Genomic DNA, 21704 nt, shown 5'->3' with positions numbered 1-21704 from the left:
CAGGACTTTATTCCAGATTAAAATCCATTTTCGTTTGATTCTCTAATTCTCGATTTCTTTGTTTTCGTTTCGTTTCGATACGCTTAGAATCTTCAAATACGTCAGTTACATTAAAAACGCTTATTGTTCCGATTTGAATTTCTCCATCATCATCCATCGTTTGCTCCATCTCAATGTCAGCAATGATATTTGTCCCGTTCGAGAAACTTATTTCTTTATTAATTACAGACGTTCTAAATTCAGCATCTCGCATATAAAAATTGATAGGTTTGCCATTGAAAATGCCTTTCCATTTCATATTTCCTTTTTTAAGAACTGGCGCAACAATTTCTATTATTTCACTTTCTTTATATTCAGACTCAATCTCAATCGTATGTATAATAAATTTTTCAAAATGTTCTCTAGGAATTATGTTTTCTTTGGTAATAGGTTCTAAATTTTCGTCTAGCCGTTGAGTTGAAACTTTTTCAATTTTTTCTTCTTTCAGAAGGTTAGAATAAAAATTAGATTTGAACAATTTTACCTTATTTGTTTCTCCAATATAAATTGATAAGTTTTCAATTATTAAGGTTTGTTCTTCTGTTGTTTTATCATCGGATTCTAAGTCTTTTTTTAACTTTTCAATATGAAGTCTAACCTCTTCCTTTTTCATTTTTTCATATTCTCCATCTGTTGTTATTTCGTTAACTACAACCTCGGTAATAATAGCAGACAGAATACCACCTAAAAATATGAGCGCATTTTTTACACTCCTTTTTACCTTCTTTTTCTTTAGTAATTTGTAGTAGGCTTTTATTCCGCCTTCTCCAATTGCAATTGATTCAAATAGTAAATCTCCATCCAGTTCAAGAATTTCAGTAACTTCTTTAAAGATGCGAAGTACTTCAAATTCTGCTTTATTTTTCAGATAAGCGTCCATTGAATGGAAATCATCTTTAAGGAAGTAATGTATTTGTAGAAATTCCATTTAGTGATGTTGGTTGGTCGTCTTGCACATAACGGTTCGGCTCGCTTAGTGCGGGGCGGAAATCCACCGAATTTCCTCTCTCGCGCTAAGCTAAACCTTTGGGTTTCGCTCTTTCTTTTTTTGTCCAAAACTAAATCCCAAAGATTTAGCGGCTTTATAAATATACAGAGATCTTTCGGTTTTGCCCTAAAGTCCGCATTACGTTTAGGTTTTGTTAGGTAGAGTCTTTTTTCTTTTCCGTTTGTAGTCCCGCTCCCTCTTTTTTAAGTCCCGTTTTTCAAGACGAATTACTTTTTTGTCCCTTTTCGCCTGGTCATTTTCGGTCAGAAAATGAATTGCCAACAAAATCTGAACTCCTCTGTCGTCCAAATCCGTTTCATCTGGGAAATTGTGCAAGTTATATAATATTTCATCCGTGCGTGTGAAGCGACCTACGGTTTCTAATTTATCTCCATAACCTTTTAGAGAGGGGTTTGATTCTGCTAAAAAGTTGACAAATCCGATGAATTTTTTGTTCTGTCCAAAGCATAGGCTATTGTACTCGTATTTAGGTTCAATTGTCCTCCACGTCTTGCAAAGGCTCCAAATTTTATTAAAAGTCGAATCTGAAATTTCAGAATACAGTTTTTTATGTTTTCTCCAACTAATTTTCTTTTCAAGGTAATTTTGTTTCCAGTCCGCTAAGTCCTCTTTGGACTCGGCAATACAAGAACCAAATTTTGTCCAGTCCGCATTTCCGCAAAGTTCCGTTTGAAAAAAGTCTGCAATCAGATTTAAGTCCTCAATCTCAGATTTTGTAAAAAAATTGGTCAAATCCGTTTTCTCTTTTTGTCCGAACATTAAAAGACCAAAATTTAGAAATATGAATAGAATTAATTTTTTTGGCATAAGATTGTACCTAACAATTAGATGTAAAAAGATACTGATAATTTTTGTTTGCTTGCCCATTTGAATCGATTGTTAATCGAAATCTTGTTCATGTATAGGATAAACTTACATCAAATTGTGTTTTCCGATAACCAGTTTACCTTAGGGCGGTCATTTACTTTGATATGCTTATAGTTTTGTATTTTCGAAATCAAATCAAATTCCATTAACCCCATGAAGGCTTCTACATCAAAACATTCGGCGCAAGCCATTATCGGCATGCTGCTACTTTTGCACTCATTATATGGGATAGCTCAGGAACGGCCGAACATTGTGCTTATATTTCCTGATAACCTAGGTGTTGGAGAGGTGAGTGCTTATGGAAGCCCCCGAGGGATAACAACACCCAATATCGACCGTATTGGAGAGGAGGGTATTCGGCTCAATAATTTTAATGTGGAATATTCTTGTGTCGTATCCAGAATTGCGATTCTTACCGGAAGATATGCCGTACGTGCAGGAGAGGGTGCTGCCGGTAATGGAATGACCTTATATGAAGAGACCATGGCCGAGCGTTTAAAAACGGCCGGTTATGCTACCGCCTTATTTGGCAAGTGGCATGTAGGTGGACCAGCCTGGGAAGGTAAACGAGAACCTACACACCAGGGATTTGATGAATGGTGGGGTATACCTGGCACCAGTACCACTGCTCAAAATACCATGTTCGATGGGTTTGACCCAAAACTATATGAAACATCCTATATCTGGGAAGGTGAAAAAGGGTCACCTTCAAAAAAAGTAAAACCCTATGATATAGATACCCGGCGAACCATTGATCGGGAGGCTGCCCAAAAAGGGATTATGTTCATGAAACGGAATGTAAAGAAAAAGAAACCCTTCTTCCTTTACTACCCAATGACTCAAATTCATTTCCCTACGCTTACCCATCCTGATAAAATAGGTGCTACCGGAGCCGGTGACATAGCGGATGCCATGGCCGATGTAGACCATAATGTGGGACTTATTTTGGCGGAAATCAAAAAATTGGGAATTGAAAAAAATACCTTAGTGATTTGGTGTACGGATAACGGTGCCGAAATGAGAAGACCGTGGCGTGGTGCGGCAGGACCATGGCGAGGCTATTATAACTCTGCTATGGAAGGAGGCGTTCGTACGCCCTTTGTAGCCATGTGGCCCGGAAAAATAAAACCGGGACAGGTTTCCAACGAAATGATGCATGAGATAGATATTTTTCCTACCATAACGGCTGCCGCGGGACTGTCCGACCCCATACCAACAGACCGTGCTTTTGACGGTGTAAACCAATTGGATTTTCTAAAGGGAAAACAAACACGGTCCAATAGGGAAAGTGCCATCTTCTTGGCAAGACAAGGCTATGCCATGGCGGTTAAATGGGAAAATTGGAAACTTTGGTATTATTACAGTACCGAAGAATATGATCCTGATCCGGATAATTTAGTTCGGCTCTTTGATTTAAACGTGGATCCAAGGGAGGAATTTGATATGAAGGATTTTTATCCTTGGGTAATTCCTGTTATGGACAGTATTATGGGTGATTATGAAGCCTCTCTCATAAAACATCCTCGAATTTCGGGTACGGCTCCCGACCCTTACATTCCTCCCGCCCTAGGTTCCGGTGAACCGGTTCAGGTGTACGAACGGTCCGATAGGGAAACACTGGGACCAAGGTCCAAGGCATTGGAAAATCCAAACTTTTCGGGAGCATGGTCCACAAAGGAAATTGTTTCGACTCCTCCAAGGAGAGGAATTAAACCAGAACCTATGCCGACGCTTGGTAGTGGTTGGGGAGATGAAATTGCCATCGTACATGAACCGGATACCCTTGAGGTTGAACGGGTAGTCTTTGTGCCAAGGGAGAAACAGTCCCCGGTTCGTTATCGATTTGACCTAAATGGGAAAACCACTGAAAACCCGGTCCACATCGGTCGTTCCTGGCCAGCACCAAAATCTACAACCAAATGGGACGGAGATCGATTGGTAATTACCACCGTGTACTCTTTTATACGTCCAAAAACGAAAGAATTGGGCAACAGTAGTATAACGCAAACACTTTGGCTACAACCTGCTACACGTTCTCCTTGGGAACCTACTTTAGTGGTAGAAACCACGAGACACGCTATATTAAACGGAAAACCATCTACCAATCGTACGGTATACTACAAAGGGTACCGGTAGTGGAACTCTTAAATTACGAAGCTTGTATGCACTTCTTTAAACCCAAAATATGCATTAGACAAACTATTACCGCCCCGTGCTGCTGCGAATACTACCGCTCGCTACTTTTTTACGTTGTAACCATAACGGTGCTATGCTAAAATCGATGCAACCCCAGTATTCATTGTTTCTACAAGCTTTATAACGAAGTTCCAATACATAATTTGGGTTTAAGAATATGGTATATTTTTATTTTGATAAAAAGATGAAACCACTAGGGTTTGGAAAGCCATAGGTTTTAATCAAGCACTGAAATTGTAAATGGTTATTGTGTTACTATGTTATTCCTCGGTACGTGACAAACATTAATTTAGAGCGAATTGTCTTATTTTGAGCGCAGTCGAAATACTAGTAAACTACCTCGGGGCAAGCCCGCGAGGCATTCGAAGGAAACGAACCTTTAATTTCGAGGCAAGCCTCGGGGTATTATACCGTTTGGCGGTGCCAATAAAATTCTGGGTGTCTAGGTCGTCGACTGCCTGCCTTGCTTGCAATTCAGGCGGGCGCTGAGACCGATGTTTTTTACGTCGTTTGCAGCGATGTTATTGCGTTATTTACTTCGAATTACAGCGCAACCTATTTATCAATAACCCAATAACTAAAGCGGCTAATTCCAATTTAAGTTTTGAATGTCGTATTGAAAATTTAAATTATTTTTTTCTCAGTTTAGGAATGAAATCTAAGCATAGCATTAGCTATGGTCCTATTTTATGACGACAACTGACTAAAAAAGAAACTTGTTTTATGCGACATCTAGAAGTTAAATTGGCATAAAATGTTTAACTGATCGACTCCAAAACCTGCTCCTCGGTTTCTTTGTTGGAAAACAAGATGGCACATTCGATCAACGCCAAATGTGAGTAGGCCTGAGGAAAGTTTCCTAACAAGCGCTTGGTTTTAAAATCAATATCTTCACTAAAAAGACCTAAATGATTACTATAGGATAAAAGTTTGTCAAATTGTTTCATGGCTTTCTCCTGTTCCCCTATTTTGAACAAGCTATTGATAAACCAGAACGTGCAAATCGTAAACGAGGAAGATGGTAGTCCAAAATCGTCTTCATTTTTATATCTATAGAGCAGACCGTCATTACTTAGCTCCTTCTCAATTGCTTTTACGGTACTTACAAATTTTGGGTCCTTGGCGTGGATAAATCCGTAGGACTCCATTAACAAAACCGATGCGTCCATATCTGGACTACCATACGATTGTGTAAATGCATTTACCTCCGGGTTCCATGCATTTTCATGAATATCACGTTTAATTTCTTGCTCCAAAGCCGTCCATTTTTCAATTTTGGCGGTCTTTTTAAAGAGTCTGGCCACTTTTATGGCCCTATCAATTGCCACCCAGCACAGTACTTTGGAAAAGGTAAAGTGACGGTCTTCCGCTCTAAACTCCCAAATTCCTTTATCCGCCTCTTTCCAGTGGTTGGAAACGATCCAAACAATGCCTTTGGTAATCCCCCAAAGCTCTTCGCCGTTTTCCGTATCGTTATGATATTTGGACAACTGTTGGTAAATTACATCCATGAGAATACCATAAATATCGTTCTGCTTTTGTTTGTAGGCAGCATTTCCTATGCGAACAGGGGCCGAACCCTTATAACCATCGAGATGCTCCAAGGTAAGTTCGGTGAGTTTCTTTTCTTTGTTGATACCGTACATAATTTGTAGTTTCTCATCTTTATCCGGAATCAAATCCACAATAAACTGTAAGTAGCGTTTCGCTACGTTTCTATGCCCTAGATCACCGATAACCTTTATGGCCATAGAGGCATCCCGTATCCAACAAAAACGATAATCCCAGTTGCGAACTTCTCCAATGGTCTCGGGCAATGAGGTAGTCGCCGCAGCCAATACGGCCCCCGTTTTATCGTAACTTAATAACTTAAGTGTAATGGCACTTCTACTAATTTGTGCGTTGTATTTTTTATAGTTCGGGGTCTTATCGCTCCAATTTAACCAATACACCTTTGTACGCTCCAACTCCATATACATTTTTCTAACGGTAGGGAGAAACAGTTTCTCGTTATAGCCCATTAGGAAGTACCCGTCCTTTTTCAAGGTAATTTCCCTTCCTTCCAAAACGGCGTTTTTGTTAAAGGACGTGTATAGAAAACAGGTATCGAACTTTTCTCCATGGGTAAGGCTTACTATAAAATTCTTCTTAACGTAGGTTTCGGTTTTGCCCATGGCGTATTCCAACTTAGGGTCATAGTGTACTTTAAACACCGGTTTCCCCGAAATATGTTTAAAAAACCGAACCAATTCCGGAGGGGAGTTATACCCCTCTTCCTTACGGTAACGTGGCATAAAATCCCGTATTTCAAAACTAGCGTCACCAGAAGTAAAACGGGTAATCAAGATAGCGGTATGCTTTTTATAGCGCTGTGTAATCACATAAGAATCATCTACCTGGATCTCAAAGCTACCGCCTATGGTATCATCCAGCAATTTTGCAAACACAGAAGAAGAATCAAACTCCGGCAAACAACACCAGTCGATAGATCCTGTTTTGGACACCAAGGCCGCACTTCTACAATTTCCTATTATTCCGTAATCTAAATTATCCATGTATACTTTTCTGTTTATTCGGAATTCAACGCTTTGCGCATATACGCGATTGCTCATCGCTATCAACCAATATCATTTTAAACAAGGGCTTAAAATGCGGTTTCGCTAAAAATTTTAATTCAAATCGTCTTTCAATTGGTATTGCCCATGTTTTTCCCGAAATTGAGAGAAATTAAGTTCAAAACAAAACAAAATCGGCTATTTATGTCCAAAACTATCATAATCTCAAATAGACTACCTGTACAATTGCAAATTAGCAATGGAGACATCACCGCCATACCAAGTGTAGGGGGATTGGCAACGGGAATGAAATCTGTTCACTCGGGTGGAGACAGTTTATGGATCGGTTGGAGCGGACTAACAGATGAAGAAATACCGGATGTTTTGGCACCTAAAATCGATAAAGCCTTGGCAGAACACGGTTCCTCTAAAGTACGATTGACCAAAGAGGAGGTAAATGGATTTTACTTTGGATTCAGCAATAGAACTATATGGCCTTTATTTCATTATTTTTTGGAGTATTCGGAGTTTGAACTTTCCTATTGGGAAACCTACAAGACAGTAAATCAAAAATTTGCAGACGCCATTTTGGAGAAAGCAGGTGAAGACGATACCATTTGGGTTCATGACTATCAGCTGATGTTAGTGCCACAAATGGTACGGGAAAAACGTCCCAATATTTCCATTGGTTTCTTTTTACACATCCCCTTCCCTTCCTATGAAATCTTTAGAACCCTCCCTTGGCGGCGAGAAATATTACAAGGCTTACTGGGATCGGACCTTATTGGTTTTCACACCTATGATTACGAAAGGCATTTCTTAAGTTCCGTTAGAAGACTATTGGGCTTAGAAGTTAGTTTTAACGACATTTACCTAGACGATAGGGTGATCAAAGTGGATTCTTTTCCTATGGGCATCGATTACAAAAAATTCCATGAGGCAGCGCATGAACATGCACAACGGAACGAATCCCAAAAATCGGAGCTGCAAAAACGACTGGACACCCATAAAAAATCGGCCCCGGATGCCAAGTTCTTTTTGTCCATAGATCGCTTGGATTACTCCAAAGGAATCGCAAATCGATTAAAAGCCTTTGAGTACTTTTTAAACAAGTATCCGGAATATAAAGAAAAGGTACGGTTGATCATTCTAGCCGTTCCCTCCCGCTCCAATGTACCGCAATATAAACTGCTGAAGAAAGAAATTGATGAACTGGTAGGCCGTATCAATGGAGAACTATCTACTGTAAGCTGGACGCCGATATGGTATTTTTATAGGTCGATGCCCTTTGAAAACCTAATTGATCTTTACACCTCTTGCGATATCGCCTGGTTGACACCCATACGAGACGGAATGAATTTAGTCGCCAAAGAATACATCGCCACCCGAACCGATAAGACCGGGGTGCTTATTTTAAGTGAAATGGCAGGCTCTGCCAACGAAATGAACGAATCCCTGCTTATAAACCCGAACAATTTTGAGCAAATTGCGGATACCTTGTACCAAGCCATCAACATGCCAAAAAAAGAGCAACAGGAACGCAACGGCATCTTACAAAAACGACTGGAACGCTATAACGTAGAAAAATGGGCCAATGATTTTATGACCTCCTTGGTCAACCAAAAAGAAAAAGAGGATGTATACGTGTCGCGAAGACTATCGGTTGATTTGATGAATACGGTCATGAACAGTTACATAGATGCGAAAAAGCGATTGGTGTTCTTGGACTATGACGGCACCTTGGCCGGTTTTCACAACGACCCGCAAAAAGCGAGTCCGGATGAAGCATTGTATAAACTGCTCGATGAAATATCGGCACAACCCAATACGGATATGTATCTCATAAGCGGTCGCGATAAGGAAACCTTTACCAAATGGTTCCTTCCTAAAAAATACAATATGATCGTGGAACATGGGGTTTGGCTTTCTCAAAATGGAAAAGATTTTCACATGTTAGAGAACGTGAAGAAAGATTGGATGGCGAAAATACTGCCCGTACTAGAGTCGTTCGTGGATCGGACACCGGGTAGTTTTATAGAAGAAAAAAACTATTCCCTCGCTTGGCACTATCGTAATACCGACCCGGATTTTGGTCAGAAACGCTCGGTAGAGCTCAATACCGTGTTAACCAGCCTCATCGCAAATGACGATTTAAGTGTCCTAAACGGTAACAAAGTCATGGAAATAAAAAGTAGTAACGTAAACAAGGGCAGGGCCGCTATGCGGGTGTATGCAGAACAAGACTATGATTTCGTATTTGCCATAGGAGACGACTGGACAGATGAATTTATGTTCCAGGAATTACCGGACGATTCCGTTACGGTAAAGGTGGGCCGTCAAAAGACAACGGCAAAGTATTTTGTGGACAACACCAAAAACGTACGGGATATTTTAGCACGCTTTGCGAAGAAACGCTAATTTACTGGAACTTTAAACCAAGGACTCTTGTATGAAAAAATATATACTAAGCGCGTTGACTCTCAGTTTAACGCCGGCAGTGCTGTTGGCGCAGCAAAATACAGAAGTGTTTTTGATGGATGTACGATCCACTGAAAAAGAAATGACCTTAACTCCAGAAGAGGTTTTCAAAAGTTTAGAATCACCCCATGAAATCGCCAAGAGATTGGGTCCACCATTGAATATTTCGAACAATGAGGGCTACGATAATCAGCCTTCATTTTTGGACAATGACAACATTCTATATGCTTCCACCAGAAACAATCAGACGGATATCGCGGTGTACAATATAAGTACAGGTAAGAAAACTTGGATTTCGGATACGCCCGGAGGTAGTGAATATTCTCCCTTAAAAATCCCGGGAAAGGCTGCCGTGTCAGCGATTCGATTGGACTCGGATGGACTCCAAAGACTATATGAGTATGATTTGCAAACTGGGGAATTCAATGAACTCATCAAGGATTTGAAAGTCGGTTATCATGTATGGTACAATGACCATATTATCGTGTGTACCGTGCTAGTAGCCAACCGGATGGATTTGGTTGTAGTGGATTTAAAAAAAGGAGCCAATACTACCGTGGCCCAATATGTAGGCAGATCCTTGCACAAAATCCCGAATACCAATTTGGTCAGTTATATCAGTAAGGCCGATAAAACTTTTAAGATAAAATCACTTGACCCTATCAAAGGAACTATCAAAAAACTCAATGCTATCTGGAACGGTAGGGACGATATCGCTTGGTTATCCCCACATACCATACTGGCGACTAATGATAAAGCGATTGTACAAGTTCCGGCGGATACCACTGGCATTTGGCATGTTTTTCATCAACCTGATGCATCGGAACTATACAAAATGTCGCGGATGGCCATAAGTCCAGATGGTAAAAAATTGGCCGTAGTAGCAGAACCTAGTCCTAATAAAATCGTACAAAAACAACTAGAACGTTTTAATGCCAGGGATTTGGATGGTTTTGTGAACTGCTACACCAATGATGTGCTGGTCACCAATTTCCCAACGGATACAATTTCCGTGGGCAGGCAACCAATGAAAGAAGGCTACCGGAAATTTTACGAAAAAACACCGAAGGTAGAAGTGAAGGTGGCGAACAGGATGGTACTAGGCACCACGGTGATAGACCACGAAGTAGTTACCATCAATGACAAACAAAATCTACAAGTGGCAGTTTATGAGATAGACGGACGCATAAAATCCATGCGTTTTATTCGGGATAAAAAGGTAGATGAAAGTTCGGAAACCATCGTACAAAAACAATTGGATGCCTACAACGCAAGAGATATTGACGGATTTATGGACACCTATTCAGAAAACATCGCTTTGTATAATTTTCCGGCGCAACTCCGTACACAAGGCCAACTGGCAATGCGAAAAGGTTACGGCGAATATTTTGAATCTACCCCAGACTTACATGCCGAAATAAAAAATAGGATAGTAATTGGAAATATAGTGATAGACCATGAAGAAGTAACCGCTAATGGAACCAAATTTAGCGCAGTTGCCATTTATGAAGTGGTCAACGGAAAAATTTCCAAAGTTACCTTTGTGAGAGAATAACAGCGTTTGAAACAAAAATCCTACATACTTCCGGTAATCATCCTTTCGCAGTTCGCTTGCACTTCACCTTGGTTCGCGGGAAATTCCATCATAAACGAACTCATTTCTAAAACGGGTCTGGGTACAGAACTTTTGGGCTATGTAATTTCGTCCGTGCAATTCGGTTTTATAACGGGCACGTTGGTTTTTGCATTGTTTATGTTAGCCGATCGCTATTCGCCTTCCAGGGTATTTTTGGTCTGTGCGCTATTGGCAGCTGCATGCAACATGTACTTGCTAGCGGAGTCCATCACAGGATGGGGCTTGTTGTTGGCACGTTTCGGAACCGGTTTTTTTCTGGCAGGTATCTACCCCGTGGGGATGAAAATTGCTGCGGATTACTACGAAAAAGGATTGGGAAAAGCTTTGGGGTTTTTGGTAGGTGCATTGGTTTTGGGAACGGCTTTTCCATTTTTACTCAATGGTACGGAATTTGGTAACGACCCTAGGTTAATAATTGCCACTACATCCGTACTTACGGTATTTGGAGGATTACTGCTGTTTCTATTCGTTCCAAACGGTCCTTTTCGGAAAAAAAGTTCTGAGCTACAATTATCAGCTGGATTCCAATTGTTTAAAATCCCTGGTTTTAGACGGGCCGCATTCGGTTATTTTGGCCACATGTGGGAACTCTATGCTTTTTGGGCCTTTACGCCATTTGCCATACAAAGTTTTAATCAGCTTACAAGTAATCAGGTTTCCGTACCCTTGTGGACAGGTATCGTGATTACATTAGGTGCTATCTCCTGTGCCCTTGGTGGATTACTATCGCAGCGCTATGGTAGCAAAAAAGTAGCTTTCACATCCTTGTTATTATCCGGTATTTGCTGTTTAGCCTCTCCCCTGTTATTTCAATGTAATTCAGTCCTATTTTTAGGCGGTTGGTGTATTTGGGGCATGGCCGTTACGGCAGACTCCCCACAATTTTCCAATCTTGTGGCCTCGGCAGTAGATGCACAGGTAAAAGGTACGGCACTTACCTTGGTAAACTGTATCGGATTTGCGATTACCATTGCCAGCATTCAATTGTTGGCAAGCCTAACCACAGTTCTTCCAGCACCTCTTTGCTTTTTAATTTTAGCACTAGGCCCTTTGGTAGGATTATGGCAGCTATCCGGACATAAAAACGATTAATTTTTAATACATTTGAGAACCATGATACGACCTCACAATATTGGGAGAATAGAAGCTTTAAGCGATGCTGTTTTTGCTTTTGCTGCCACTTTACTAGTGGTAAGTATGGGAACAGATGCCTCAGATTCTGTCATTGATATTGATGTAAAAGTGTTTGCTGGTTTTGCAATTAGTTTTTTTGTGCTGTTGACCTTCTGGTTTCTGCATTACAATTTTTTCCGAAGAACTACTCACATGGACAATTGGATTATTGCCTTGAACGGAGTCTTACTCTTCGTAGTCCTATACTATGTATTTCCACTGAAATCATTGATAAATTCTTGGTTTGTTACCCAGGGAATGACCCCTGATAAATTAGCAGGACTATTTGAACTATATGGATTAGGATTCGCCTTAATCTTTCTTTGTTTTTCGTTAATCTATCTTAGAGCGTATAAAAAAGAAATAGAATTGGATGACAGATGGAATTTACTTTTTTATGCCAGACACTTTGCAATTTTCACTGGAGTTGGTATCATTTCAATTCTAACGGCCTACACCCAAATTGGCATAAATTTTGGACTACCGGGTATTCTTTACAGTCTTTTAGGTCCATTTTGTGCGCTACACAGTTATTTCTTTTATAAAAAATATAAAACCAGTTAAATATGAAAAAAATACTACGCTTAGGCATAGTGCTTTCCTTTTGTACAATTTCCGCCCAAACAGACCAACGCATTTATGATATCATAGAAGCAGTTTCCGCAGAACGCATTGAAAAGGACATTACCACCCTGGCCAATTTCGGCACGCGGCACACCCTAAGCGATACGGTATCGCAAACACGGGGTATTGGCGCCGCACGACGCTGGATAAAATCGGAGTTCGAAAAGACCTCCACCGCGTGCAACGAGTGCCTAGAAGTATTTTACCAAAAAGATTTGGTCAAAAAAGGCACGAACCAACGCATCACTAAAGACGTGGAAATCGTAAATGTCCTGGCCATTCAGCGCGGTACCAAATACCCCAATCGATTTATCATCATGAGCGGCGATATCGATTCCCGCGTAAGCGACCCCACCAATTTCATGGACGATTCCCCTGGAGCGAACGACAATGCCAGTGGCATGGCCGGTGCCATAGAGGCGGCACGTGTACTTTCCAAATACAAGTTTGAGAACAGCATCATTTACATGGGGCTTTCCGGCGAGGAACAAGGCCTGTTCGGTGGTGCCGGAGTGGCCGCTTATGCCAAGAAACAGGGGTGGGAAATTATTGGGGTATTGAACAATGACATGATCGGAAACATAACCGGTGTAGACGGCATTACCAGCAGCACGGATTTTAGAATTTTTTCCGAGCCCGTGCCCCCAACGGAAACCGAAAAGGAACGCAACGCAAGACGCTTCTACGGCGGCGAGGTCGACGGTATTTCCAGACAATTGGCGCGCTATGTGCACAAGACCACCAAAACCTACATGCCAGAAATGAACCCCATGCTCATTTACCGTTTGGACCGTTTTGGACGTGGCGGGCACCATAGGCCTTTTAACGACGCTGGTTTTGCAGGCATCAGAATTATGGAGGCCCACGAAAATTACACGCAACAGCATCAAGATATTCGGGTAGAAGATGGGGTTGCCTATGGCGATGTACTGGAGCATGTAGATTTTGACTATGCCGCCAAACTTACTGCGGTAAATGCGATCACTATGGCCTCATTGGCCTGGGCACCGCCAGCTCCAAAAACAGTTGAAATTGGGGGAATCGTAGAACCATCCGCCAAATTCAAATGGAGTAAGGTAAACGGTGCCATAGGCTATAAAATCTACTGGAGGGATACCACCTCCCCAACTTGGGACCATAGTCGATTTGTAGGCGATATAAACGAGTTTACCTTAAAAGGAATTGTAATCGACAACTATTTTTTCGGTGTTTCTGCTGTAGGAAAAGATGGATTCGAAAGTCAAGTAGTTTTTCCTAACGGGATTTTCAGATAGTAGGAAAGGTTGATAATTAAATTAACCATTTTGGGACAGATGACCTAAGACCAACAGTGGTGAGCACGACCAAGTAAGTAAGCATTTAGCAGGACACAAGAGTCCCGAGAATAATATAAATATAAACCAACGTACAAATACATACAACATGAATAAAACAGTCATCCTTGCAGCCCTGCTATGTTGCCTAAGCTTTTCGGCACAAGCGCAACTACAACAGATCAAGGAAGTGTTTACGGAGCAAGACACCTTAAGAGGGAGCATAACACCAGAACGTGCTTGGTGGGACTTAAATTATTACCACCTTGATATAGAAGTACAACCGGACAAAAAGTACATTGCGGGTAAAAACACCATTCGCTATAAAGTATTAGAAAGCCACCAAGTGCTACAGGTCGATTTGCAACCGCCCTTAAAAATCGAAAAGGTTACACAAGATGGAGAAGACCTAAGCGTTACATCCAACGGAAATGCCCATTTTGTAAACTTGACCAAAAAACAGCGTACCGGTGATTTTAACGAGGTAATAGTTCACTATTCCGGAAACCCAAAAGAGGCCGTTCGTGCCCCTTGGGACGGTGGGTTTTCGTGGAAAAAGGATGACAACGGCAAACATTTCATAGCTACATCTTGCCAAGGCTTGGGCGCTAGCGTTTGGTGGCCCAACAAAGACCACATGTATGACGAAGTAGACAGTATGCTCATCAGCGTAAAAGTTCCTAAGGGACTCACCAACGTAGCGAACGGCAGACTACGAAAGTTGGATACCCTGACCAACACTTCCCATTGGTTCGTTTCCAACCCCATTAACAACTATGGTGTAAACGTAAATATTGGCGATTATGTCCACTTTGGAGAAAAGTACGAAGGGGAAAATGGGACCTTGGATATGGATTATTGGGTGCTGCGCGATGATCTGGAAAAAGCCAAAAAACAGTTCAAGGACGCTCCCAAAACTATTGAAGCCTTTGAGCATTGGTTTGGCCCCTACCCTTTTTACGAAGACAGCTTTAAACTGGTGCAGGTACCCTATCTGGGTATGGAACACCAAAGCTCGGTTACCTACGGCAATCAATTTCAGCAAGGCTACCTGGGGCGCGACCTTTCCGGAACCGGTTGGGGACTAAAGTTCGACTTTATCATTATACATGAGGCAGGACACGAATGGTTTGCCAATAACATAACCAATAAGGACATTGCCGATATGTGGGTACACGAAGGCTTTACCTCCTACTCCGAAAATCTGTACTTGGATTATCACTACGGTACCAAAGCCTCGGAGGAATACGTCATAGGCCTGCGCCAGAACATTGTTAATGATATCCCCATCATTGGCCCCTATAACGTAAACCAAGAAGGTAGTAAGGACATGTACTACAAGGGTTCCAATATGCTGCACACCATACGGCAATTGATAAACGATGACGAAAAATGGCGCCAAATTCTCCGCGGACTCAATAAGGATTTCTACCACCAAACCGTTACTACGGCACAAGTAGAGGACTACATTTCCGAAAAATCGGGAATGGACCTTTCCAAGGTTTTTGACCAATATTTAAGAACGTCCAATATACCCGCCTTCGAATATAAAACGGAAAATGACGTACTAAGCTACCGATACACGAATGTGGTAGCTGGTTTTAGCATGCCGTTGCGGGTTTTCGTAGATGCCGAACCCGTATGGTTATCCCCTACGGCGGAATGGCAAACCTTAACCGACTTTAAAACCGATGCCCGTGTTAAAGTGGATGCTAATTTTTATGTGGATACTAAACACTAAAAGTTAACCGATACTAATTAGAACGATTGCAAAAATCATTGGTATTAGACTCAGTGAAAATGGAGTAAACGTACCAATGACGTTACGTTTAGCGAATTGTTGTGAGCAAGCTAATAAAAATCAAGTTCTGAATTAAAATTTTACCTTTGAAAAAAACTAATGGCGGATAAAGCATTTATAACATCCGAGATTTTAAAGTGGGCAAGAGAGTCTGCTAATATCTCTGTGGAAGATGCTGCCAAAAAAGTTTCTGTCTCGCCTGAAAGATACCAGATTTGGGAGGATGGCAATGATTTTCCGACAATTCGACAAGCGCAAATATTGGCAAAAAGCTTTAGAAGACCATTTTCACTTTTCTTTTTACCGGAAATACCAAAAGATTTTCAACCACTACAAGATTATCGAAGAGATGATGCGCAGAAGTTAGATACAGCATCATTATTTATAATTCGTGATGTTCAGGAGAAACAGAATTGGATAAGTGAATTATACGAAGAAATTGGAGAAGACAAGCTTCCTTTTGTTGGCAAATATTCTATCAATGATAATCCAGAAATTGTTGCTAGAGATATATTGGACACCTTAAAAATTAGTCCAAGTAATTATCAGAAAACACCAATAAACGAATGGATTGATAAAGCAGAAACTGCGGGAATATTTATATCTCGTGCCAGCAACTTGCATTCACATTTAGTACTAGATAGAGAATTGATTCAAGGTTTTGCGATTGCAGACAAATTCGCCCCTTTTGTGTTTGTAAATTCCAAAAATTGGAATGCACCACAACTCTTTACATTAGTCCACGAATTAGCACATATTTGGATAGCTAAATCGGGTATCTCAAATGAAATAGATATTGATTTTACAGATAATCCTAAATCAAAATTTCATCCAGTAGAATTGTTTTGTAACCAAGTTGCCGCCAATGCACTAATGCCAACGGAATTAATTAACCAATTGGGAGCGGATACATTCGATTCAAATGATTTAATTTTCAAACAAGCAAAAGAACTAGGCATAAGTTCTTTCGCGTTATTAGTTCGCGCTTTAAACTTAAATTTAATTTCGCATTCAAAATATAAAACTCTAAAACAAGACGCTCAAGATGAATTTGAGAAGTTTTTGGAAAGAGAAAAGATGAAAAAGGAAAAACAAAGAGAAAGAAAAGGCGGACCAGACGCTTACCTTCTTCGCCTAAATAAAAACAGTAAACTATTCACGAGAATTGTGATGGATTCTTTTAATAACGGTTCGTTGTCACCATCAATTGCAAGTAATCTTCTTAACACGCAGATTAATAAATTCCAAAAATTTGAAAAACTGCTTGCCTAATGTTCGAAGATGAAAAAGTAGTTTACTGTATTGATGCCAATATTCTTATTCAAGCTTGGCAAAAATATTATTCCCCAGAAATTTGTCCTTCTTATTGGGAGGTTTTAAACGATTTAGGTAAAAAAGGCGTGATTTTTATTCCAGAATTAGTTTATGAAGAAATAGAGAAAGGCGAGGACAATTTATTTGAGTGGCTAAAAAACAGCGATATTCCGATTAGAAAAATTGACGGAGCAGTAACAAACTGTTTAAAAGAAATATATACATCTAATCCAAGTCATAAATATTTAGTTTCAAGTAACGGAATTCACTCAAAAGCTGACCCTTGGGTAATTGCCCACGCAATTAAAGAAAATGCAATTGTAGTTACAAAGGAAACGAAAGACTATTTTAAGAAACAAACCAAGATTAAAATCCCACACGTTTGCGATAATATGAATGTTAAGTGGATTGACGATTTCGAATTTATCAGGGGTTTGAACATTAAATTTACTTGCAAAACGGAATAAAACCGGTGGCTAACATTGGTAACCGTTGCACAAATCATTAATCGCAAAAAAAAAAAAACGGATGCATGTAAGGGGCTCTAGGGGCTTTTTTCTTGTCGCTTTAGAAATGGAAAGCTAATTTTTGGTATTTTCAGAAGCACTTGACGATAATTCAAGGATACTTTTGACCCATGTTGCAAAAGCAAGTGTTCCCATCTCACTTTGCACCAGTTTTTGTTCGAATTTCGGGTACTCCTGCCTGCCGGCAGGCAGGTCTTAAGGTTGAAGGCATGGCCGAGAGGTGCATTACCTTATTCACCTGCTTTACCCCATGGTAGATTTCCAATACGACCCGGAGCGGGACTACTATATCTGCCCCGACGGCCAAATATTGGTCACCCTTGGGACCGTTTACTACAAGGCCATCCACAGGGTCAAGCATTATAAGAACAGGAAGTGCTAAATATGACCTGTAAAGCACCTGTGTACCAAGAACAAGAACGGAAGCTTCATAGAACGTTTCATTTACCAAGAGGCATTGGAAGAAAACCAAAAGACAGTAGAACAAAATCCAGAGTATTAAAGGCTCGGGCAACAATTCACCGAACACCAATTTGGAACCCCTAAAAGGTTCCGAAGCTTCGGGAGGGTTTGACCCATACATTGATGAGGGAAAAAACCACGTGCTCGCGGAGGTCAATCTGATAATGATTTGTTACAACCTAAAAAGACTTGTCTCAATTGTTGGCCTAAAAGTGTTGAAAGACAGGCTAAAAAGGCATGTAACCATATTCTTTGCCCTGTTAGAGGAAATATCCGGTATCAGGGCAGACTTTTTTCTGTCTCGGATTCAACACCTACATTCAGCTAGAATAGAGAAAACTGCTTTAGATACGCCTTATATCCCAAACGATTCATTAGTTTTGATCTAAACTGAGTGGCTGTACAGACTCTAGTTACCAAACATTAAAACCAAAATAATGACAAAAAAAATCTTTCTTTTATTATTCGGAATAACTCTTTTGTTTTCCTGCGAAAAAACTCAAGATCCAAATACCTCTACTGTTTATTTCAATGGCGAAATAATCACTATGGTTGGTGAATCCCCAAATTATGTTGAAGCTTTAGTAGAAAAAAATGGAGTTATTGTTTTTACTGGAGCAAGTAATGAGGCTATGGAAATTGCTGGAAAAGGCCACAAAATGATTGATTTGGAAGGAAAAACACTTGTTCCTGGGTTAATTGATGGTCACGCTCATTTTGCAAACTTTGGAGCACAGGCTATAGGTGCTCAATTATTGGCTTCACCAGATGCCAATGTTGATGATATGGAAACTCTGATATCAGTATTGAAAGACTGGAATACACCAGAGAACCGAGCATTAACAGGATGGATTTTTGGGACTGGTTTTGATGATTCCATCTTAAAAGAAAAAAGATTTCCTACAAAGCACGATTTGGATAGAGTTAGTACCGAATTTCCATTAATGATAACACATATTTCTGGTCATTTTGCAGTAGTAAACTCAAAGGGATTAGAAGAGTTGGGTATAGATGAAAAAAGTATTGATCCCGAAGGCGGCATTATACGACGTGAGGACAACTCTACAGAACCAAACGGTGTTTTGGAAGAACTTGCAGCAATCCCTTACATGCTCAGAGCTATAGCGCCCAAATCAGAGGAGGCAATAATCAAGTTCTTTGAAGCTGGACAAGAAATGGCTTTATCTTATGGTTATACGACAGCACAAGAAGGTAGAGCTATGCAGAATCACGAAATGCTAGTTGCAATGGCAGAAAAGAATAAAAACAAAATTGATGTTGTAAGCTACATAGACTACGCTTTTGTAGACCAATATATGGATAGTAAATGGAACAGTAAAGAATACACTAATGGTTACCGCATTGGTGGTATGAAAGTGACTTTGGATGGTTCGCCACAAGGCAGAACTGCTTGGAGAACAGAACCCTACCTTATTCCACCTACAGGAATGCCACACGATTATAGCGGTTATCCAGCCATACCCAATGATAGCGTTGTTATTTCAATATTTGAAAAAGGTTTTAAAAACAATTGGCAGATTTTAGCTCATACAAACGGTGATGCTGCAATTGACCAGTTTATTAGAACAATGAAACCACTACAAGAAAAATACGGAAAGGAAAACAGACGTGATGTCATAATACACGGACAATACATTAGAGAAGACCAACTGGATGATGCAAAAGAAATGAAAATGATTGCTTCCCTATTTCCACTTCATACATTTTATTGGGGAGACTGGCATACACAGTTGATAGGTGATTCTCTAGTTCAAAATATCAGTCCTGTAAAAACAGCATTAAATAAAGGTATGGATATTACCATTCATACAGATGCACCTGTTGCTTTACCTAATCTAATGCGTGTATTGTGGACTGCTGTAGAGCGCTCTTCACGTTCTGGGAAAATCATTGGTGAAGATGAACGCTTAACACCATATGAAGCATTACAAGCAATCACAATTTGGTCTGCATATCAACACTTCGAGGAAGATAAAAAAGGAAGTTTAGAAAAAGGGAAGTTGGCCGACCTAGTGATTTTAGATAAAAACCCTTTAAAGGTAAATTCTAGCGAAATAAAAGGCATCCAAGTTTTAAAAACTATCAAGGAAGGAAAAATTGTTTTCGAAAAATAACTATTTCTAATCGAGTAGACGGATCCGCCCGTAGTAAGGAACTGACAGCGCCTCTCAAACCATCGTGCGCACGCCTATCCTAAACGGCAGTTGGTTGTATCGGAACTTTACGCAAAAAATAGTACGCTAGCATACTTTGATAACTTCTTTTGCTTATGCGTTTTTCAGTACTAGTAGGTCTCAGTATAGGGCATTGAGCATCTGGCGAAAAAGAACGGCGGTAAAAAACACCTAAATTCTTCCTTAATTTTTAGTTCAAGGTTCTGGTAATGTAGGTGCCTATCTCTTTACTTGGCCCTCTATCGTTCCCTTTAGATAAATTGACTTAGGCACTTAATCAATACTCTTTGTTAAGCATGGGCTAAGCCCAATGTCATTTAGTTGCCCGATTTCCAAGTTCAGGTCCGTTCCATGTTTTCATGGAAAGGACCGTTAAAGGCTCCTCTCTTGAGATTCCTGCCTCCGACGAACGAAGTATGAGTGAGAGGAAGGCACAGGTGTCCGCCAAAGGTAGACGGAGGGTTTGACCCGCAAACTTGCTCACGCCAGCTTGGTTCTTGACACACATGCCGTTACCGGCGCCAAGCTGAAAGAAGACACCAAACCTCCCCGGATTATGCGGTAACGCCCCATACATGGGCAATTTTGCGGTCATATCTCCCCGTCAGCAAAGCTGCCGCCCCTCTTTTCTAAAGAGGGGAGCAAAAAAAATATGCATACATGGTGTAACCGTAAACCGACATTTAACAGGTATGACGGTAAAGCAAGCTTAATAAACTACTGAAATCCAATAAACGTAGGGCTTAACATTTAGTAGCTAAGTGCCTAATCAATAGATAAATTACAAGCACTCAAAAAAGAGTAAACAACTTCGTTACAATAACACTTTTAGTAGTTACCAACCTTATAGAAATCAACTGTTTTTCCTCCATTACCTTCAAATGAAATGGCGGAGCAAGCAGGTCTACCCCGCTATTTTTTTTGAGTCGAGTTCCTTGTCCGGAGATAATATCCACATTGGGCTCAAAATTTCCTAGCGGTAGATGCTCCGTTAGGATTACGTATTTAAAAGCGTTCAATTTTGGCAGTATCCGTTGTATTTCGGCATTGGATAGGTGTTGCAGCACTTGTCTCACGAAAACACAATCGGCTTTGGGTAAGGCATCTACGGCAATATCCGAACAAACGAATTCTAAATTCTCTATTTTGAATACCGATTTATTATAGGAAATTAGTTCACTCACAATATCGACTGCAATATACTTTTTAGTGTGCTGCACCAGTTCCTTTCCTACATTAAAATCCCCACAACCCAAATCACAAACAACTAGTGGAGAATCAAAAGAACCTAAAAATGAAGTTATAGCCCCTATATAAGGATTTATGATATTAGGCGCGTGCGAACCCTCCCCAGAATAAAAGGGAGATGAATCGCTGCCCCACAGCTTCATGGCATAGACCTGTTCCATAGCATCTTTGGTAGGCCAGGGCTTTTTTGGTCTTTGTTTACCGTTTGCCATATTTCCCTTTAGTGAAAGCATGCGCCATTTAAATATAATAAACAATTGCCAAATG

At 40.5% G+C, this 21704-nt stretch carries 15 protein-coding genes; 10 read left to right on the top strand and 5 right to left on the bottom strand.

Features of this window, described 5'->3' with window-relative positions:
* Positions 1 to 7: 7 nt before the first annotated feature.
* Together ACFQZJ_RS08455 and ACFQZJ_RS08450 are read right to left on the bottom strand one after the other, a co-directional pair.
* Positions 8 to 967, bottom strand: coding sequence for a hypothetical protein (locus ACFQZJ_RS08455; RefSeq protein WP_379933827.1), 960 nt, complete (start codon positions 965 to 967; stop codon positions 8 to 10).
* 204 nt (positions 968 to 1171) lie between these two features.
* On the bottom strand, positions 1172 to 1807 hold the full coding sequence (locus ACFQZJ_RS08450; protein WP_379933825.1) for a hypothetical protein: 636 nt from the start codon (positions 1805 to 1807) through the stop codon (positions 1172 to 1174).
* 261 nt (positions 1808 to 2068) lie between these two features.
* On the opposite strand from ACFQZJ_RS08450, the gene ACFQZJ_RS08445 reads away from it, so the two are divergent.
* Complete coding sequence (locus ACFQZJ_RS08445; protein ID WP_379933823.1) at positions 2069 to 4051, top strand: sulfatase-like hydrolase/transferase; 1983 nt, start codon at positions 2069 to 2071, stop codon at positions 4049 to 4051.
* 818 nt (positions 4052 to 4869) lie between these two features.
* On the opposite strand, the gene ACFQZJ_RS08440 is transcribed toward ACFQZJ_RS08445, so the two are convergent.
* Positions 4870 to 6666: a glycoside hydrolase family 15 protein gene (locus tag ACFQZJ_RS08440; RefSeq protein ID WP_379933821.1), complete on the bottom strand. Its 1797-nt coding sequence runs from the start codon at positions 6664 to 6666 to the stop codon at positions 4870 to 4872.
* 204 nt (positions 6667 to 6870) lie between these two features.
* On the opposite strand from ACFQZJ_RS08440, the gene ACFQZJ_RS08435 reads away from it, so the two are divergent.
* The 8 genes from ACFQZJ_RS08435 (at position 6871) to ACFQZJ_RS08400 (ending at position 17472) form a co-directional block, all read left to right on the top strand.
* The gene (locus tag ACFQZJ_RS08435; RefSeq protein ID WP_379933819.1) at positions 6871 to 9084 is read left to right on the top strand and encodes a bifunctional alpha,alpha-trehalose-phosphate synthase (UDP-forming)/trehalose-phosphatase; all 2214 of its coding nucleotides are present in this window, start codon (positions 6871 to 6873) and stop codon (positions 9082 to 9084) included.
* A gap of 31 nt (positions 9085 to 9115) precedes the next feature.
* Entirely contained in the window at positions 9116 to 10699 is a 1584-nt protein-coding gene (locus tag ACFQZJ_RS08430) for a nuclear transport factor 2 family protein (protein WP_379933817.1), read from the top strand.
* A 6-nt stretch (positions 10700 to 10705) separates the two neighbouring features.
* On the top strand, positions 10706 to 11872 hold the full coding sequence (locus ACFQZJ_RS08425) for an MFS transporter (protein WP_379933815.1): 1167 nt from the start codon (positions 10706 to 10708) through the stop codon (positions 11870 to 11872).
* 21 nt (positions 11873 to 11893) lie between these two features.
* Positions 11894 to 12517 carry a TMEM175 family protein gene (locus ACFQZJ_RS08420; protein WP_379933813.1) on the top strand — a complete coding sequence of 208 codons (624 nt, stop codon included), beginning with the start codon at positions 11894 to 11896 and terminating at the stop codon, positions 12515 to 12517.
* 2 nt (positions 12518 to 12519) lie between these two features.
* Positions 12520 to 13851 (top strand): M28 family peptidase, encoded by a 1332-nt coding sequence (locus ACFQZJ_RS08415; RefSeq protein ID WP_379933812.1) that lies wholly within the window; start codon positions 12520 to 12522, stop codon positions 13849 to 13851.
* A 148-nt stretch (positions 13852 to 13999) separates the two neighbouring features.
* A complete protein-coding gene (locus tag ACFQZJ_RS08410) occupies positions 14000 to 15631 on the top strand; it encodes a M1 family metallopeptidase (RefSeq protein WP_379933811.1) in 1632 nt (543 codons plus the stop codon).
* Positions 15632 to 15790: 159 nt separating this feature from the next.
* Positions 15791 to 16963: an ImmA/IrrE family metallo-endopeptidase gene (locus tag ACFQZJ_RS08405; protein WP_379933808.1), complete on the top strand. Its 1173-nt coding sequence runs from the start codon at positions 15791 to 15793 to the stop codon at positions 16961 to 16963.
* On the top strand, positions 16963 to 17472 hold the full coding sequence (locus ACFQZJ_RS08400; RefSeq protein WP_379933806.1) for a DUF4411 family protein: 510 nt from the start codon (positions 16963 to 16965) through the stop codon (positions 17470 to 17472). Before ACFQZJ_RS08405 ends, ACFQZJ_RS08400 begins: the two co-directional genes overlap by 1 nt.
* A 196-nt stretch (positions 17473 to 17668) precedes the next feature.
* Here ACFQZJ_RS08400 and ACFQZJ_RS08395 read toward each other — a convergent pair whose 3' ends face one another.
* The gene (locus ACFQZJ_RS08395; RefSeq protein WP_379933804.1) at positions 17669 to 18115 is read right to left on the bottom strand and encodes a hypothetical protein; all 447 of its coding nucleotides are present in this window, start codon (positions 18113 to 18115) and stop codon (positions 17669 to 17671) included.
* A 316-nt stretch (positions 18116 to 18431) separates the two neighbouring features.
* Between ACFQZJ_RS08395 and ACFQZJ_RS08390 the strand changes: the two genes are divergently transcribed.
* On the top strand, positions 18432 to 20129 hold the full coding sequence (locus ACFQZJ_RS08390; RefSeq protein WP_379933802.1) for an amidohydrolase: 1698 nt from the start codon (positions 18432 to 18434) through the stop codon (positions 20127 to 20129).
* Between the two features lie 851 nt (positions 20130 to 20980).
* Here the strand turns inward: ACFQZJ_RS08390 and ACFQZJ_RS08385 are convergent.
* Positions 20981 to 21670 (bottom strand): class I SAM-dependent methyltransferase, encoded by a 690-nt coding sequence (locus ACFQZJ_RS08385; RefSeq protein WP_379933801.1) that lies wholly within the window; start codon positions 21668 to 21670, stop codon positions 20981 to 20983.
* Between the last annotated feature and the right edge of the window lie 34 nt (positions 21671 to 21704).

Origin of the sequence: Maribacter chungangensis, assembly GCF_042676845.1 — a bacterium.
In the GTDB taxonomy this organism is placed as follows: Bacteria; Bacteroidota; Bacteroidia; order Flavobacteriales; family Flavobacteriaceae; genus Maribacter; species Maribacter chungangensis.
This window is presented reverse-complemented; position numbering and strand designations above follow the sequence as displayed.

Excerpts from the sequence above, each read along its gene's own strand:
- ACFQZJ_RS08435 (WP_379933819.1), top strand. The coding sequence starts at position 6,871 with ATGTCCAAAACTATCATAATCTCAAATAGACTACCTGTACAATTGCAA.
- ACFQZJ_RS08415 (WP_379933812.1), top strand. The coding sequence starts at position 12,520 with ATGAAAAAAATACTACGCTTAGGCATAGTGCTTTCCTTTTGTACAATT.
- ACFQZJ_RS08400 (WP_379933806.1), top strand. The coding sequence starts at position 16,963 with ATGTTCGAAGATGAAAAAGTAGTTTACTGTATTGATGCCAATATTCTT.
- ACFQZJ_RS08430 (WP_379933817.1), top strand. The coding sequence starts at position 9,116 with ATGAAAAAATATATACTAAGCGCGTTGACTCTCAGTTTAACGCCGGCA.
- ACFQZJ_RS08395 (WP_379933804.1), bottom strand. The coding sequence starts at position 18,115 with ATGTATGGGTCAAACCCTCCCGAAGCTTCGGAACCTTTTAGGGGTTCC.
- ACFQZJ_RS08455 (WP_379933827.1), bottom strand. The coding sequence starts at position 967 with ATGGAATTTCTACAAATACATTACTTCCTTAAAGATGATTTCCATTCA.
- ACFQZJ_RS08445 (WP_379933823.1), top strand. The coding sequence starts at position 2,069 with ATGAAGGCTTCTACATCAAAACATTCGGCGCAAGCCATTATCGGCATG.
- ACFQZJ_RS08440 (WP_379933821.1), bottom strand. The coding sequence starts at position 6,666 with ATGGATAATTTAGATTACGGAATAATAGGAAATTGTAGAAGTGCGGCC.
- ACFQZJ_RS08420 (WP_379933813.1), top strand. The coding sequence starts at position 11,894 with ATGATACGACCTCACAATATTGGGAGAATAGAAGCTTTAAGCGATGCT.
- ACFQZJ_RS08390 (WP_379933802.1), top strand. The coding sequence starts at position 18,432 with ATGACAAAAAAAATCTTTCTTTTATTATTCGGAATAACTCTTTTGTTT.
- ACFQZJ_RS08450 (WP_379933825.1), bottom strand. The coding sequence starts at position 1,807 with ATGTTCGGACAAAAAGAGAAAACGGATTTGACCAATTTTTTTACAAAA.
- ACFQZJ_RS08405 (WP_379933808.1), top strand. The coding sequence starts at position 15,791 with ATGGCGGATAAAGCATTTATAACATCCGAGATTTTAAAGTGGGCAAGA.
- ACFQZJ_RS08385 (WP_379933801.1), bottom strand. The coding sequence starts at position 21,670 with ATGCTTTCACTAAAGGGAAATATGGCAAACGGTAAACAAAGACCAAAA.
- ACFQZJ_RS08410 (WP_379933811.1), top strand. The coding sequence starts at position 14,000 with ATGAATAAAACAGTCATCCTTGCAGCCCTGCTATGTTGCCTAAGCTTT.